The organism is Streptomyces marokkonensis (assembly GCF_008312835.1).
Classification (GTDB): Bacteria; Actinomycetota; Actinomycetes; order Streptomycetales; family Streptomycetaceae; genus Streptomyces; species Streptomyces marokkonensis_A.
Map to the genome: position 1 here is coordinate 1 of NZ_VSKS01000001.1, position 13,702 is coordinate 13,702.

General features: G+C 69.9%; 5 protein-coding genes, 1 tRNA gene and 1 rRNA gene. 6 read left to right on the top strand and 1 reads right to left on the bottom strand.

Going from position 1 to position 13,702, the window contains the following annotated elements:
- From rrf to F1615_RS00015, 3 genes are all read left to right on the top strand, one after another.
- Positions 1–117 (top strand): 5S ribosomal RNA (gene rrf, locus F1615_RS00005).
- Between the two features lie 114 nt (positions 118–231).
- Positions 232–894, top strand: a complete 663-nt coding sequence (locus tag F1615_RS00010) for a DegT/DnrJ/EryC1/StrS family aminotransferase (protein ID WP_167533638.1) — start codon at positions 232–234, stop codon at positions 892–894.
- Positions 895–971: 77 nt separating this feature from the next.
- A tRNA-Thr gene (locus F1615_RS00015) sits at positions 972–1,044 on the top strand.
- Between the two features lie 62 nt (positions 1,045–1,106).
- On the opposite strand, the gene F1615_RS00020 is transcribed toward F1615_RS00015, so the two are convergent.
- Positions 1,107–3,851, bottom strand: coding sequence for a SpoIIE family protein phosphatase (locus F1615_RS00020; RefSeq protein ID WP_149546734.1), 2,745 nt, complete (start codon positions 3,849–3,851; stop codon positions 1,107–1,109).
- A gap of 414 nt (positions 3,852–4,265) precedes the next feature.
- Here F1615_RS00020 and F1615_RS00030 point away from each other — a divergent pair, with 414 nt between their 5' ends.
- The 3 genes from F1615_RS00030 (at position 4,266) to F1615_RS00040 (ending at position 13,621) form a co-directional block, all read left to right on the top strand.
- The gene (locus tag F1615_RS00030) at positions 4,266–9,734 is read left to right on the top strand and encodes a HAMP domain-containing protein (protein WP_149546735.1); all 5,469 of its coding nucleotides are present in this window, start codon (positions 4,266–4,268) and stop codon (positions 9,732–9,734) included.
- A gap of 307 nt (positions 9,735–10,041) precedes the next feature.
- Complete coding sequence (locus tag F1615_RS00035) at positions 10,042–10,719, top strand: response regulator (protein ID WP_149546736.1); 678 nt, start codon at positions 10,042–10,044, stop codon at positions 10,717–10,719.
- A gap of 175 nt (positions 10,720–10,894) precedes the next feature.
- Positions 10,895–13,621, top strand: coding sequence for a DNA translocase FtsK (locus F1615_RS00040; protein ID WP_208818219.1), 2,727 nt, complete (start codon positions 10,895–10,897; stop codon positions 13,619–13,621).
- Positions 13,622–13,702: the final 81 nt, after the last annotated feature.

The window sequence follows — 13,702 nt, forward strand, 5'->3', positions numbered from 1 at the left end:
TTCGGTGGTCATAGCGTAGGGGAAACGCCCGGTTACATTCCGAACCCGGAAGCTAAGCCTTACAGCGCCGATGGTACTGCAGGGGGGACCCTGTGGGAGAGTAGGACGCCGCCGAACAATTCTTCAAAGGGTTGGACCCCGAACTTCGGTTCAGGGTCCAACCCTTTTTTGTTCTGCGTCACTTGAAGTTCACGTTGCGCAACCAGCATCGCTCCCATGGGTACTGCTGCACTGCTCAGGGCCGCGGGTGTCGGAGTCGGTGACGAGGTCGTCGTACCTGCCTTCGGCAACGTGGAGGTTGCCGAGGCCGTGACGATGACCGGGGCGCTGCCGGTGTTCGCCGACATAGATCCGGCGACGTACTGCCTGGAGCCGGCCGCGGTGGACGCGGCCGTGACTCCGCGAACAGCGGCCGTCGTTGTCGTGCACCGCTTCGGCCGGCCCGCCGACGTCGGGCCCTTGCACGCACTGGGCCGGCGGCACGGGTTGCTGGTGCTGGAGCACGGGGAGTCCGAGGCGCCGTACGACGAGATAGCGCAGCGGCGGGAGCGGGCGGCGTTCCTCGACGCCAAGCTGAGGGGTGTGCGGACGCCCGAGAGGGGGGTCGGGCACACCTACCAGCAGTACGTCGTGCGGGTGCCGGGGAACGGGCGGCCCGACCGGGACGCCTTCGCACGGGCCATACGCGCCAAGGGCGTTGAGTGCCGCGTCCCGGTGAAGACACCGGTGCACCGGCTGCCTGAGTTCCGGCGGTGTGTGTCCCTGCCCGAGACCGAGCGGGCTGCCGACGAGGCGCTCGCGCTCCCGGTGGACGGCTCGCTGACCAAGAGGGAGATGCAGCGCATCGCGTCCGCCTGCAACGCGCTGGGCGGTCTGCTGCAACCGGCCGTCTGAGCGTGGTTGGGAGCACGGGGCTGCTCGGGGTATGATCTATTCCGTTGCCGCGAGGGAAACCTCGGAAGAGGCAACAGGCCCCTATAGCTCAGTCGGTAGAGCGTCTCCATGGTAAGGAGAAGGTCAACGGTTCGATTCCGTTTGGGGGCTCCGACAGAAAGGCCCCGCCCATTCGGGCGGGGCCTTTCTCATGTGCTTCGGCAGGGCGCCCGCTAATCCGTCTGCAGGCCGGGAACGCGCATCGCCAGAATGGCCATGTCGTCGGACGGCGCATCGGTGGCGAAGCGCTCCACGGCGCGCATGATGCGGGCGGCGACCGCCCCGGCCGTCAGGCCCGTGCAGGTCGTCAGGACCTCGGCCAGCCCGTCGTCGCCCAGCATCCGGGGGCCCTCGCGGCGTTCGGTGACTCCGTCGGTGACGCAGAGGAGGACGTCTCCGGGATCGAGGGTGACCGTCTGCTCGTACAGGTCGAGGTCCTCCAGGACGCCGAGGAGGGGCTGCGGTTCGGCGGCCGGTTCGACCGTGCCGTCCTGGCGGAGACGGAGCGGGAGGGGGTGGCCCGCGCAGACCACCTTCAGTTCGGCGCTGCCGTCCTCCTGCGGGCGCATCTCGCCGTACAGGAGGGTGAGGAAGCGGCTGCGGGCGCCCTCGTCGAGGATCGCGGAGTTGAGGCGCTCCAGGACCGCCGGGCCGCTCAGGCCCTCGCGGGCGAGCAGGCGGAGCGCGTGCCGGGCGAGGCCGGTGACGGCCGCCGCGTTCGGGCCCGTGCCGCAGACGTCGCCGATGGCGAAGCCGTAGGCGCCGTCGCTGATCGGGAAGAGGTCGTAGAAGTCGCCGCCGACCTCGTTGCCCTCGCCGGCCGCACGGTAGATGACCTCGACCTCGACGCCCTCGATGGCCGGCAGCTCCGGCGGCAGGAGGCTGCGCTGGAGGGACTGGCTGATGGCCGTGCGCTCGGAGTAGAGGCGGGCGTTGTCCAGGGCCAGGGCGGCCCGTCGGGAGAGGTCCTCGGCGAGCTCCAGGATCTCCTGGCGGAAATGCTCGTCGGCCGGCTTGCCGAGCGTGAGCATCCCGATGACGCGGTTGCGGGCGACCAGGGGGAGGACCACGGTCTCGCCGCCGACCGCGGAGGCCGTGGCGAGCGTCGGGCCGATGCCCGTGGTGACCTGCCGGGACGGACCGCCACTGAGGCCGAGGCTGCGCATGGAGGAGCGCAGGGCCGCCTGGTGGGCGACCTCCGCCGGGGCCGACCAGACGCGGGCACCGGGGGTGGGAACCGGGTCCGGCGGGGGGATCTTCGACAGCAGGGACTTGATGCCGTCGATCAGCTCCTCGTCCTCGTGGAGCACGTAGGAGAGATACGGCTCGGCGGCCTGGTCGGCGATCGTGTAGACGGCGCACCAGGTGGCGAGGGTGGGGACGGTCATCTGGGCCATCAGGGCCAGGGTCTGGTCCCGGTCCAGGGTGCCGGCCAGCAGGTCGGAGGCCTCGACGAGGAAACTGAGCGAGCCGCGGCGCAGACGCTCCAGTTCGCCCAGGCGGGCCGACTCCACCGCGAGCGCGATGCGGTCCGCCGCGAACTGCAGGCGCAGCGCCTCCTCGTTGGAGTATCTGCCGGGCGCCTCGGCCGCTACGCCGAGGGAGCCGGTGAGGCGGCCCTCGACCTTCAGCGGGACGGTGACCACCGAGCGCATGCCGGTGCCGTTGAGGAGGGGGACCGCGCCGGCGACGGCGATGAGATCGTCGTGGACGGCGGGCATGCGGGCGGAGCCGTAGCGGCCGGGGCCCGCCTCGACGGGGACGCGGGCGAAGCGCTGGCGGGCCGAGGGGAGACCGGTGGAGGCACGGACCTCCAGTTCCGTCTCGTCGTCGGTGGCGAGGAGCAGGAAGGCGGAGTCGCCGTCGAGCATGTCGCGGGCGCGTTCCACGGTGCGCTGCAGCAGGCCGTCGAGGTCGTCCGGTGCGGGGGAGCCGATGAAGACCTCGAACGGGTCGGTGCTCTGGCCCTCGGAGCCGCTGTCGGCCGCGGGGCCGCGCAGCGGGGTCTGCAGAACCGCCCGTTCGTGGTCCCTCACGAGCAGACAGACGGTTGACGGCTCTCCGTCGGTGTCGCGGACGCGCAGGTGGGAGGCGTACACCGGGATCACCCGGCCGTGGGCGCCCCTTATGCCGTAGCTGCCCTCCCAGCGGGAGAGCCGCAGCGCGTCGGCGATGCCGGTGCCGGTGCCCGGGGTGTGCGGCCAGGCCGCGAAGTCGGTCAGCGGTTTGCCGGTGACCTGCTCGGCGGTGTAGCCGAACAGTTCCTCCGCGTCCTCGTTCCAGGCGGTGATGGAACCGACCCGGTCGATCTGGACGACGGCGACACGGACCCGGGTGTCGGCGAGCGGGAGGAGGTGGGCGGGCAGGGAGGGACCGGCCGCGCGGGTGCCGACCGGGCGCTCGGGAAGGTCGAGCTGGAACCAGACGGTCTTGTGGGTGGGCGTGTAGTCCACGCCCCAGTGGCCGGCCAGGGCCGCGCACAGCTGGAGTCCGCGGCCGCCCTCCCGGTCGGGGCTGCCCATGTTGACGGGCGAGCCCTGGAGGGGGACCTCCCGCTCCGGATACCGGTCGGCCACCTCGATCCGTACGCCGTCGTCGCTGCGCAGGCAGAGCAGGTCGGCGGAGGTGCCGGCGTGGACCACGGCGTTGGTGACCAGCTCGCTGGTGAGAACGACGGCGTCGTCGACGATGTCGCCGAAGCCCCAGCCCTGGAGGGTGTCGCGGACGAAGGAGCGGGCGCTCGCGACGGATCGTCCGACGGGCTCGAAGCTGGCGGCCGCGCGCGCGGTGATCACAGAACTCCTCGACCGGTTCTCGACGGGGTCTTCGTGGCCGACCGGCTCGCGCCGCTGGTGCGGCAGGCCGTCAGACGGCCGTGGGTCCGGGGGCTGCTCCCCCGGGATCAGTCCGGTGGTCATGTGTGCGGCCGCCCCTCCGATGCCCGCTCGTCTCCGTGCCACCGCCCAGGCCGGACGGACCGGCGTGGCTGGACAGCCGGATGCAAGGTTACTTACCTTCGCGGTCCGAGCGGATGCCGGTCCGCCGTGTTTCCGTCCGGAGGTGTCTGCTGTCCGGCGGGTGTGCGGACGATGTGCGAAGCTGCCGAACTGTTATGGCCTGGTTCGGTGGGGGTGAAACACTGGGCAGGCTTGTAGTGAAGGTCCTGGCAGGCGGTGTGTCCTCAGCGGCGGCTGGGCAGCAGCCCCGTGGCGGCGCCCGGGAACGTCGGGCGGGACATCGCAGTCATACGGGAAAAGCGCAGAAGCAACGGGAACGCCCTGGTGGTGTGCCCGGGCACAGCGGTAACGGTCGACCCCTGCGGGAGGGACACAGTGGAGTCTGGCGCAGCGACGCGGGGCACGAAGACGACGCGCGCGAAAGGCGGACAGTCCCTGAGCAAGCCGGGAAGGGCGCGGGGCGGGACCACGACGGTGGAAACGGCGGCCCTGAACCGGCTGATGACGGCCTTGGTGGCGATGCGGGACGGCAATTTCCGCAAGCGGCTCACGGTGTCCGGCGACGGAGTGATGTCGGAGATCGCGGCGGTCTTCAACGAAGTGGCCGACCGCAATCTCCACCTGACGGGTGAGCTGGCGCGGGTGCGCCGCATGGTCGGCCGCGAGGGAAAGCTCACGGAGCGGCTGGAGACGGGTGCCTCCGAGGGCTCCTGGGCGACCGCGATCGACAACTCCAACGCGCTGGTGGACGACCTGGTGCGGCCGGTCTCCGAGGTGAGCCGGGTGCTGTCGGCGGTGGCCGAGGGTGACCTGTCGCCGCGCATGGAGCTGCGGACGCAGTCGCCGGAGGGGACGGCGCATCCGCTGCGGGGCGAGTTCCTCAAGGTGGGCCGGACCGTCAACAACCTGGTCGACCAGTTGTCGACCTTCACCGACGAGGTCACGCGCGTGGCCAGTGAGGTGGGTACCGAGGGCAAGCTGGGCGGTCAGGCCCAGGTGCGCGGTATGTCGGGTTCGTGGAAGGACCTGACCGACTCCGTCAACACGATGGCGGAGCGGCTGACGGCGCAGGTGCGCGACATCGCGCTGGTGACGACGGCCGTCGCGCGTGGTGACCTGTCCCGCAAGGTCACCGTGCATGTCGAGGGCGAGATGCTCGAGCTGAAGAACACCGTCAACACGATGGTGGACCAGCTCTCCGCGTTCTCCTCCGAGGTGACGCGGGTCGCGCGCGAGGTGGGTACCGAGGGCGCCCTGGGCGGGCAGGCGCAGGTCCCGGGTGTGGACGGCGTGTGGAAGGAGCTCACCGACTCCGTCAACACCATGGCCGGCAATCTCACCGCCCAGGTGCGCGGGATCGCCGAGGTGACGACCGCCGTCGCCAACGGTGACCTGTCGCGGAAGGTGACGGTGCCGGCGCGCGGCGAGGTCGCGCAGCTCGCCGAGACGATCAACCAGATGACCGAGACGCTGCGGATCTTCGCCGACGAGGTCACGCGGGTCGCCAACGAGGTCGGGGCCGAGGGGCGGCTGGGCGGTCAGGCGAACGTGCCCGGGGCCGCGGGGACGTGGAAGGACCTGACGGACTCCGTCAACACGGTGTTCCGGAACCTGACCACTCAGGTGCGGGACATCGCGGCGGTGACGACGGCGGTGGCCAACGGTGACCTGTCGCAGAAGGTCACCGTGGACGTGGCCGGCGAGATGCTGGAGCTGAAGAACACCGTCAACACGATGGTGGACCAGCTGTCCGCCTTCGGTGCCGAGGTCACGCGTGTGGCGCGCGAGATCGGCGTGGAGGGCGAGCTGGGCGGACAGGCCCAGGTGCCGGGGGCGGCCGGGACGTGGAAGGACCTCACGGACTCCGTCAACACGGCGTTCCGCAACCTCACCGGACAGGTGAGGAACATCGCCCAGGTGACGACGGCGGTGGCCAACGGCGACCTGTCGCAGAAGGTCACCGTGGACGTCTCCGGCGAGATGCTCCAGCTGAAGAACACCGTGAACACGATGGTGGACCAGCTGTCGAGCTTCGCCGACCAGGTGACGCGGATGGCCCGGGACGTGGGGACGGAGGGCCGGCTGGGCGGTCAGGCGCGCGTGGACGGCGTGTCGGGCACCTGGAAGGAGCTCACCGACTCCGTCAACTCGATGGCGTCGAACCTCACCGGCCAGGTGCGCAACATCGCGCAGGTCACGACGGCCGTCGCGCGCGGTGACCTGTCGCAGAAGATCGACGTCGACGCGCGCGGGGAGATCCTCGAGCTGAAGAACACCATCAACACGATGGTGGACCAGTTGTCCTCCTTCGCCGATCAGGTGACCCGCGTGGCCCGTGAGGTGGGCACGGAGGGCCGGCTGGGCGGGCAGGCGCAGGTGCCCGGTGTCGCCGGTGTGTGGCGGGACCTGACGGACTCCGTGAACGGCATGGCGTCCAACCTGACCGGTCAGGTGCGCAACATCGCCCAGGTGGCGACGGCGGTGGCGCGCGGTGACCTGTCGCAGAAGATCACCGTGGACGCGCGCGGGGAGATCCTGGAGCTCAAGAACACGCTGAACACGATGGTGGACCAGCTGTCGTCGTTCGCCGAAGAGGTCACGCGCGTGGCCCGTGAGGTGGGCACGGAGGGCATCCTCGGCGGTCAGGCCGAGGTGCAGGGTGTCTCGGGCACCTGGAAGGACCTCACGCAGTCCGTGAACGGCATGGCGAACAACCTGACCCTCCAGGTGCGCAACATCGCCGAGGTCACCACCGCGGTCGCCAAGGGCGACCTGTCGAAGAAGATCACGGTCGACGCCAAGGGCGAGATCCTCGAGCTGGTCACCACCGTCAACACGATGGTCGATCAGCTGTCGTCGTTCGCCGAGCAGGTGACCCGGGTGGCCCGCGAGGTGGGCACCGAGGGGATCCTGGGCGGTCAGGCGCACGTGCCGGGTGTCACGGGCATCTGGAAGGACCTGAGCGACAACGTCAACCTGATGGCCAAGAACCTGACCACGCAGGTGCGGAACATCTCGCAGGTCTCCGCCGCCGTCGCCAACGGCGACCTGACGCGGCAGGTCAGCATCGAGGCGCGCGGTGAGGTGGCGCAGCTCGCCGACACCATCAACACCATGGTGAAGACGCTGAGCGCGTTCGCCGAGCAGGTCACCAAGGTGGCCCGCGAGGTGGGCACGGACGGCATCCTGGGCGGTCAGGCGCACGTGCCGGGTGTCGCCGGTACGTGGAAGGACCTCACCGAGTCGGTGAACCAGATGGCGTCCAATCTGACCGGTCAGGTGCGCAACATCGCGATGGTGACGACGGCCATCGCCAAGGGTGACCTGACGAAGAAGATCGACATCGACGCGCGCGGGGAGATCCTCGAGCTGAAGACGACCATCAACACGATGGTCGACCAGCTGTCGTCCTTCGCGGAGGAGGTCACCCGGGTGGCCCGTGAGGTGGGCACCGAGGGCGCCCTGGGCGGCCAGGCACGGGTGCGTGACGTCGACGGCACCTGGCGGGACCTGACCGAGTCGGTGAACGAGATGGCCGGGAACCTCACCCGGCAGGTGCGTGCCATCGCGCGCGTGGCGACCGCGGTGACCCGCGGCGACCTGAACCTGAAGATCGACGTGGACGCGTCCGGGGAGATCCAGGAACTCCAGGACTACATCAACAAGATGATCGCCAACCTGCGCGACACCACGATCGCCAACAAGGAGCAGGACTGGCTCAAGGGCAATCTCGCGCGGATCTCCGCGCTGATGCAGGGCCGCCGCGACCTGGACGACGTGGCCTCGCTGATCATGAGTGAGCTGACGCCGGTGGTGTCCGCGCAGCACGGCGCGTTCTTCCTGGCGATGCCGCTGGTCGACGGCGAGGACCTGAACGCGGCGGACGACGACCAGTTCGAGCTGCGCATGCTCGGTTCGTACGGTTACTCCATGGGGTCCATGCCGACGTCGTTCCAGCCCGGTGAGGGGCTCGTCGGGACGGCCGCCACGGAGAAGCGCACGATCCTGGTGGAGAACGCGCCCAGCGGCTACCTGAAGATCTCCTCGGGGCTCGGGGAGGCGCCGCCGGCCCAGGTGATCGTGCTTCCGGTGGTGTTCGAGGGGAAGGTGCTCGGTGTCATCGAGCTGGCGTCGTTCACGCCGTTCACGGCGATCCAGAAGGACTTCCTCAACCAGATCGCCGAGATGATCGCGACGAGTGTCAACACCATCTCGGTCAACACCAAGACCGAGCGGCTGCTGGCGCAGTCGCAGGAGCTGACCGAGCAACTGCGGGAGCGTTCGGCGGAGTTGGAGCAGCGGCAGAAGGCGCTCCAGGCCTCCAACGCCGAACTGGAGGAGAAGGCCGAGCTGCTGGCCCGCCAGAACCGCGACATCGAGGTGAAGAACACCGAGATCGAGGAGGCGCGGCAGGTCCTGGAGGAGCGCGCCGAGCAGCTCGCGGTGTCCATGCGCTACAAGAGCGAGTTCCTCGCCAACATGTCGCACGAGCTGCGTACGCCGCTCAACTCGCTGCTGATCCTGGCCAAGCTGCTCGCCGACAACGCCGACGCGAACCTGTCCCCGAAGCAGGTCGAGTTCGCCGAGACCATCCACGGTGCGGGCTCCGACCTGCTCCAGCTCATCAACGACATCCTCGACCTGTCGAAGGTCGAGGCGGGCAAGATGGACGTCTCCCCGACGCGCATCGCGCTCGTCCAGCTCGTGGACTACGTGGAGGCCACTTTCCGGCCACTGACCGCGGAGAAGGGCCTGGACCTGTCCGTACGGGTCTCGCCGGAGCTGCCGGCCACTCTGCACACCGACGAGCAGCGGCTGCTCCAGGTGCTGCGGAACCTGCTGTCCAACGCCGTGAAGTTCACCGACTCCGGATCGGTCGAGCTGGTCATCCGGCCCGCGAGGGACGACGTTCCGCAGGCCATCCGGGAGCAGTTGCTGGAGGCCGGTTCGCTGACCGACCCGGACGCGGACCTGATCGCGTTCTCGGTGAGCGACACCGGTATCGGCATCGCGGCCAGCAAGATGCGGGTGATCTTCGAGGCGTTCAAGCAGGCCGACGGCACGACCAGCCGCAAGTACGGCGGTACGGGGCTGGGGCTGTCCATCTCGAGGGAGATCGCCCAGCTCCTCGGCGGTGAGATCCATGCGCAGAGCGAGCCGGGCCGCGGCTCCACGTTCACGCTGTACCTGCCGCTGCACCCCAGCGAGCTGCCGCCGCACGGCTACGCCCAGCCCATGCCGGCGCTGGAGGCCGGTGACCTGGTGGCGTCGGCCGAGCCGGCCGCTCCCGCGGCCGAGACGCCGGCGGAGGTGAAGTCGTACCGGGACACCCAGAACGGTCCGGCCGCGCTGTTCCGGCGCCGCCGCAGGGTCACGCTCGAGCAGCGGCCCGCCGCCGAGCCGGAGCAGTGGCCGGGCGTGGAACAGCAGGAGCCGGCGCCCAGGTCGTCGCGCCGTGGCATCCGCTTCGGCGGGCAGAAGGTGCTGATCGTCGACGACGACATCCGCAACGTCTTCGCACTCACCAGCGTCCTGGAGCAGCACGGGCTGTCCGTGCTGTACGCGGAGAACGGCCGTGAGGGCATCGAGGTGCTGGAGCAGCACGACGACGTGGCGGTCGTGCTGATGGACATCATGATGCCCGAGATGGACGGCTACGCCACGACCACGGCGATCCGCAGGATGCCGCAGTTCGCCGGACTTCCGATTATCGCGCTCACCGCGAAGGCGATGAAGGGCGACCGCGAGAAGGCGATCGAGTCGGGTGCCTCCGATTATGTGACGAAGCCGGTCGACCCCGATCACCTGCTGTCGGTGATGCAGGAGTGGATGCGGGGGGAGTGAGGCCGACGCCTGGAGGGTGCGCGAAGGTGAAGGGGAGCTTCGGTGTTCATCCCGAGTTGCTGAGGCGGTGCCCGCGAAGTCGTGTAGAAGTACGGGATCCGGGGAACCTTCTGGTCTCGCGCCGCGTTTCTGCTATGTGCACAGTGACATCACGGTGACAGGGTGTGGCGACAGGCGGGGTGCGGCTACGATGACCGGCACAAGGACGGGCGGCGCAAGGGAGTCGTCCCCTGGGGCGGTACCCACGGGTGCGTCCCCAGGTCCTGCGGACAGGGGAGGCCCCAAGCCGGGGCGAGGAGGGCGGGCCATGGTGCAGAAGGCCAAGATCCTCCTGGTCGATGACCGGCCGGAGAATCTGCTCGCGCTGGAGGCGATCCTCTCGGCGCTCGATCAGACACTGGTGCGGGCATCGTCCGGGGAGGAAGCACTCAAGGCACTGCTCACGGACGATTTCGCGGTCATCCTGCTGGACGTCCAGATGCCGGGCATGGACGGTTTCGAGACCGCCGCGCACATCAAGCGGCGGGAGCGGACCCGGGACATCCCGATCATCTTCCTCACCGCGATCAACCACGGCCCGCACCACACCTTCCGCGGTTACGCGGCGGGTGCGGTCGACTACATCTCCAAGCCGTTCGATCCGTGGGTGCTGCGCGCGAAGGTGTCGGTCTTCGTCGATCTGTACATGAAGAACTGCCAGCTGAGGGAGCAGGCGTCGTTGCTGCGGCTCCAGCTGGAGGGCGGCGAGAAGGACGCCGGTGAGGCGAAGGAGCCGGCGGGGCTGCTCGCCGAGCTCTCGGCGCGGCTCGCGGCCGTCGAGGAACAGGCCGAGGCGCTGACCAAGCAGCTCAACGACGAGTCGACCGATGCCGCCGCGGTGGCCACGGCCGCTCATCTGGAGCGCAAGCTCACGGGGCTGCGGCGGGCGCTGGACGCCCTGGAGCCCGGAACCGGCAGCGCGTCGTCGCTGCCCTCGCAGAACTGAGCCCCCGGACACGGGGCTTGGCCGGTCCGGCGGCGGGAACCGTCCCTGAGGATGCGTCAACTCCGCTTTGCGCTTGTCTCCGTGCGTCAGCTTCGCGCCTCGACGCGTGCGACACGAACGGGTGAAGCATCCGCCACGCGTGTCACCTGCCGTCTCCACCGGTAACCTCACACCCATGGCCTCACGTCCCTCCGCAGCCAGGAAGCCGCCCGCGAAGAAGGCGGCCGCTTCCGCGAAGGCCCCGGCGAAGAAGGCCGTTGCCAAGAAGCCCCCGGCGAAGAGGGCTCCCGCCAAGAAGTCCCCGGCCAGGAAACCGGCGCCGGCCCCGAACCCGACCAGCGGCGTCTACCGTCTCGTACGCGCCCTGTGGCTGGGCCTCGCGCACGCCGTCGGCGCGGTCTTCCGCGGCATAGGGCAGGGCGCGAAGAACCTCGACCCCGCGCATCGCAAGGACGGTCTCGCGCTGCTGCTGCTCGGCATCGCCCTGATCGTCGCCGCCGGCACCTGGGCCGATCTGAAGGGCCCCGTCGGCGAACTCGTGGAGATCCTGGTCACCGGTGCCTTCGGCCGGCTCGACCTGCTGGTGCCGATCCTGGTGGCCGTCGTCGCCGTACGGTTCATCCGGCATCCGGAGAAGCCCGAGGCCAACGGACGGATCGTCATCGGTCTGTCCGCGCTCGTCATCGGCGTGCTCGGACAGATCCACATCGGATGCGGGTCGCCCGCCCGCGGCGACGGCATGCACGCCATAAGGGACGCCGGCGGGCTCATCGGCTGGGCCGCGGCCACGCCGCTGTCGTCCACCATGACCGACGTCCTCGCTGTGCCGCTGCTGGTGCTGCTCACGGTCTTCGGCCTGCTGGTCGTCACGGCCACGCCGGTGAACGCCATCCCGCAGCGCCTGCGCCTGCTCGGCGTGCGGCTCGGGCTCGTCCACGATCCCGAGCCGGAGGACTTCGGCGAGGACGACACGCGCTACGAGGAGCAGTGGCGCGAGGCGCTGCCCGCGAGCCGCCGCAGGAGACGGCCGGCCCCCGAGGAGTACGACCCCGGCAGCGCGGAGCAGGAGGCGCCGTCGCGGCGCCGCACGAGGCCGCGCAGGTCCGCGGTGCCGCAGCCCGACATGGACCGGCCCATGGACGCGGTGGACGTGGCCGCCGCCGCGGCCGCCGCGCTCGACGGAGCCGTGCTGCACGGCATGCCGCCCTCGCCGGTCGTCGCCGACCTGACCCAGGGCGTGAGCACCGGCGACCGCGAGCCGACCACTCCGACGCCGGTCCCGGCCGCCCGCCCGCAGCAGGACGGGCCGAAGGCGGAGAAGCGGAAGCAGGACAAGCCCCCGGCGGGCGTCCTGGACATGACCAAGGAACCGCCCCGCGAGCCCCGCGACCTGCCGGCCCGCGCGGAGCAGCTCCAGCTCTCCGGCGACATCACCTACTCCCTGCCCTCGCTCGACCTGCTCACCCGCGGCGGCCCGGGCAAGGCGCGCAGCGCGGCCAACGACGCCATAGTCGACGCCCTGCGGAAGGTGTTCACGGAGTTCAAGGTGGACGCCGCCGTCACCGGCTTCACCCGCGGCCCGACGGTCACCCGCTATGTCGTGGAACTCGGCCCGGCCGTGAAGGTCGAGCGGGTGACCGCGCTGACCAAGAACATCGCGTACGCCGTCGCCAGCCCGGACGTGCGGATCATCAGCCCGATCCCCGGCAAGTCCGCCGTCGGCATCGAGATCCCCAACACCGACCGGGAGATGGTCAACCTCGGCGACGTGCTGCGGCTCGCGGAGTCCGCCGAGGACGACGACCCGATGCTGGTCGCCTTCGGCAAGGACGTCGAGGGCGGTTACGTGATGGACTCGCTGGCGAAGATGCCGCACATGCTGGTCGCCGGCGCCACCGGCTCCGGCAAGTCGTCCTGCATCAACTGCCTGATCACCTCGGTCATGATGCGGGCGACCCCGGAGGACGTCCGGATGATCCTGGTCGACCCCAAGCGCGTCGAGCTGACGGCGTACGAGGGCATCCCGCACCTGATCACGCCGATCATCACCAACCCCAAGCGGGCCGCCGAGGCGCTGCAGTGGGTCGTGCGCGAGATGGACCTGCGCTACGACGACCTGGCCGCCTACGGCTACCGCCACATCGACGACTTCAATCGCGCGGTGCGCGAGGGCAAGGCCAAGCCGCCCGAGGGCAGCGAGCGGGAGCTCCAGCCGTACCCCTACCTGCTGGTGATCGTCGACGAGCTGGCCGACCTGATGATGGTCGCCCCGCGTGACGTCGAGGACGCCATCGTGCGCATCACCCAGCTCGCGCGGGCGGCCGGCATCCACCTGGTGCTCGCCACCCAGCGGCCGTCGGTCGACGTCGTCACCGGCCTGATCAAGGCGAACGTGCCGTCCCGGCTGGCGTTCGCCACCTCCTCGCTGGCGGACTCGCGGGTCATCCTCGACCAGCCGGGCGCCGAGAAGCTGATCGGCAAGGGCGACGGGCTGTTCCTGCCGATGGGGGCGAACAAGCCCACGCGCATGCAGGGCGCGTTCGTGACGGAGGAGGAGGTCGCGGCCGTCGTCCGGCACTGCAAGGACCAGATGGCGCCCGTCTTCCGCGACGACGTCACCGTGGGGACCAAGCAGAAGAAGGAGATCGACGAGGACATCGGCGACGACCTCGACCTGCTGTGCCAGGCGGCCGAGCTGGTCGTCTCCACCCAGTTCGGGTCGACGTCCATGCTCCAGCGCAAACTGCGCGTCGGCTTCGCCAAGGCCGGCCGGCTCATGGACCTCATGGAGTCCCGGAACATCGTCGGGCCGAGCGAGGGTTCGAAGGCTCGTGACGTTCTTGTGAAGCCTGATGAGCTGGATGGCGTGCTCGCGGTGATCCGGGGGGAGTCTGAAGGGTAGGCGCACGGGACACGGTCGTCACCTCCGGGCACCCGGGTGGCCGATCGTGACCTACCCGTAAGCGATCATTGAGCAACCCTT

Bases quoted from the DNA above. Each gene is read 5' to 3' on its own strand.
- F1615_RS00035 (WP_149546736.1), top strand. From the start codon at position 10,042: ATGGTGCAGAAGGCCAAGATCCTCCTGGTCGATGACCGGCCGGAGAAT.
- F1615_RS00040 (WP_208818219.1), top strand. From the start codon at position 10,895: ATGGCCTCACGTCCCTCCGCAGCCAGGAAGCCGCCCGCGAAGAAGGCG.
- F1615_RS00020 (WP_149546734.1), bottom strand. From the start codon at position 3,851: ATGACCACCGGACTGATCCCGGGGGAGCAGCCCCCGGACCCACGGCCG.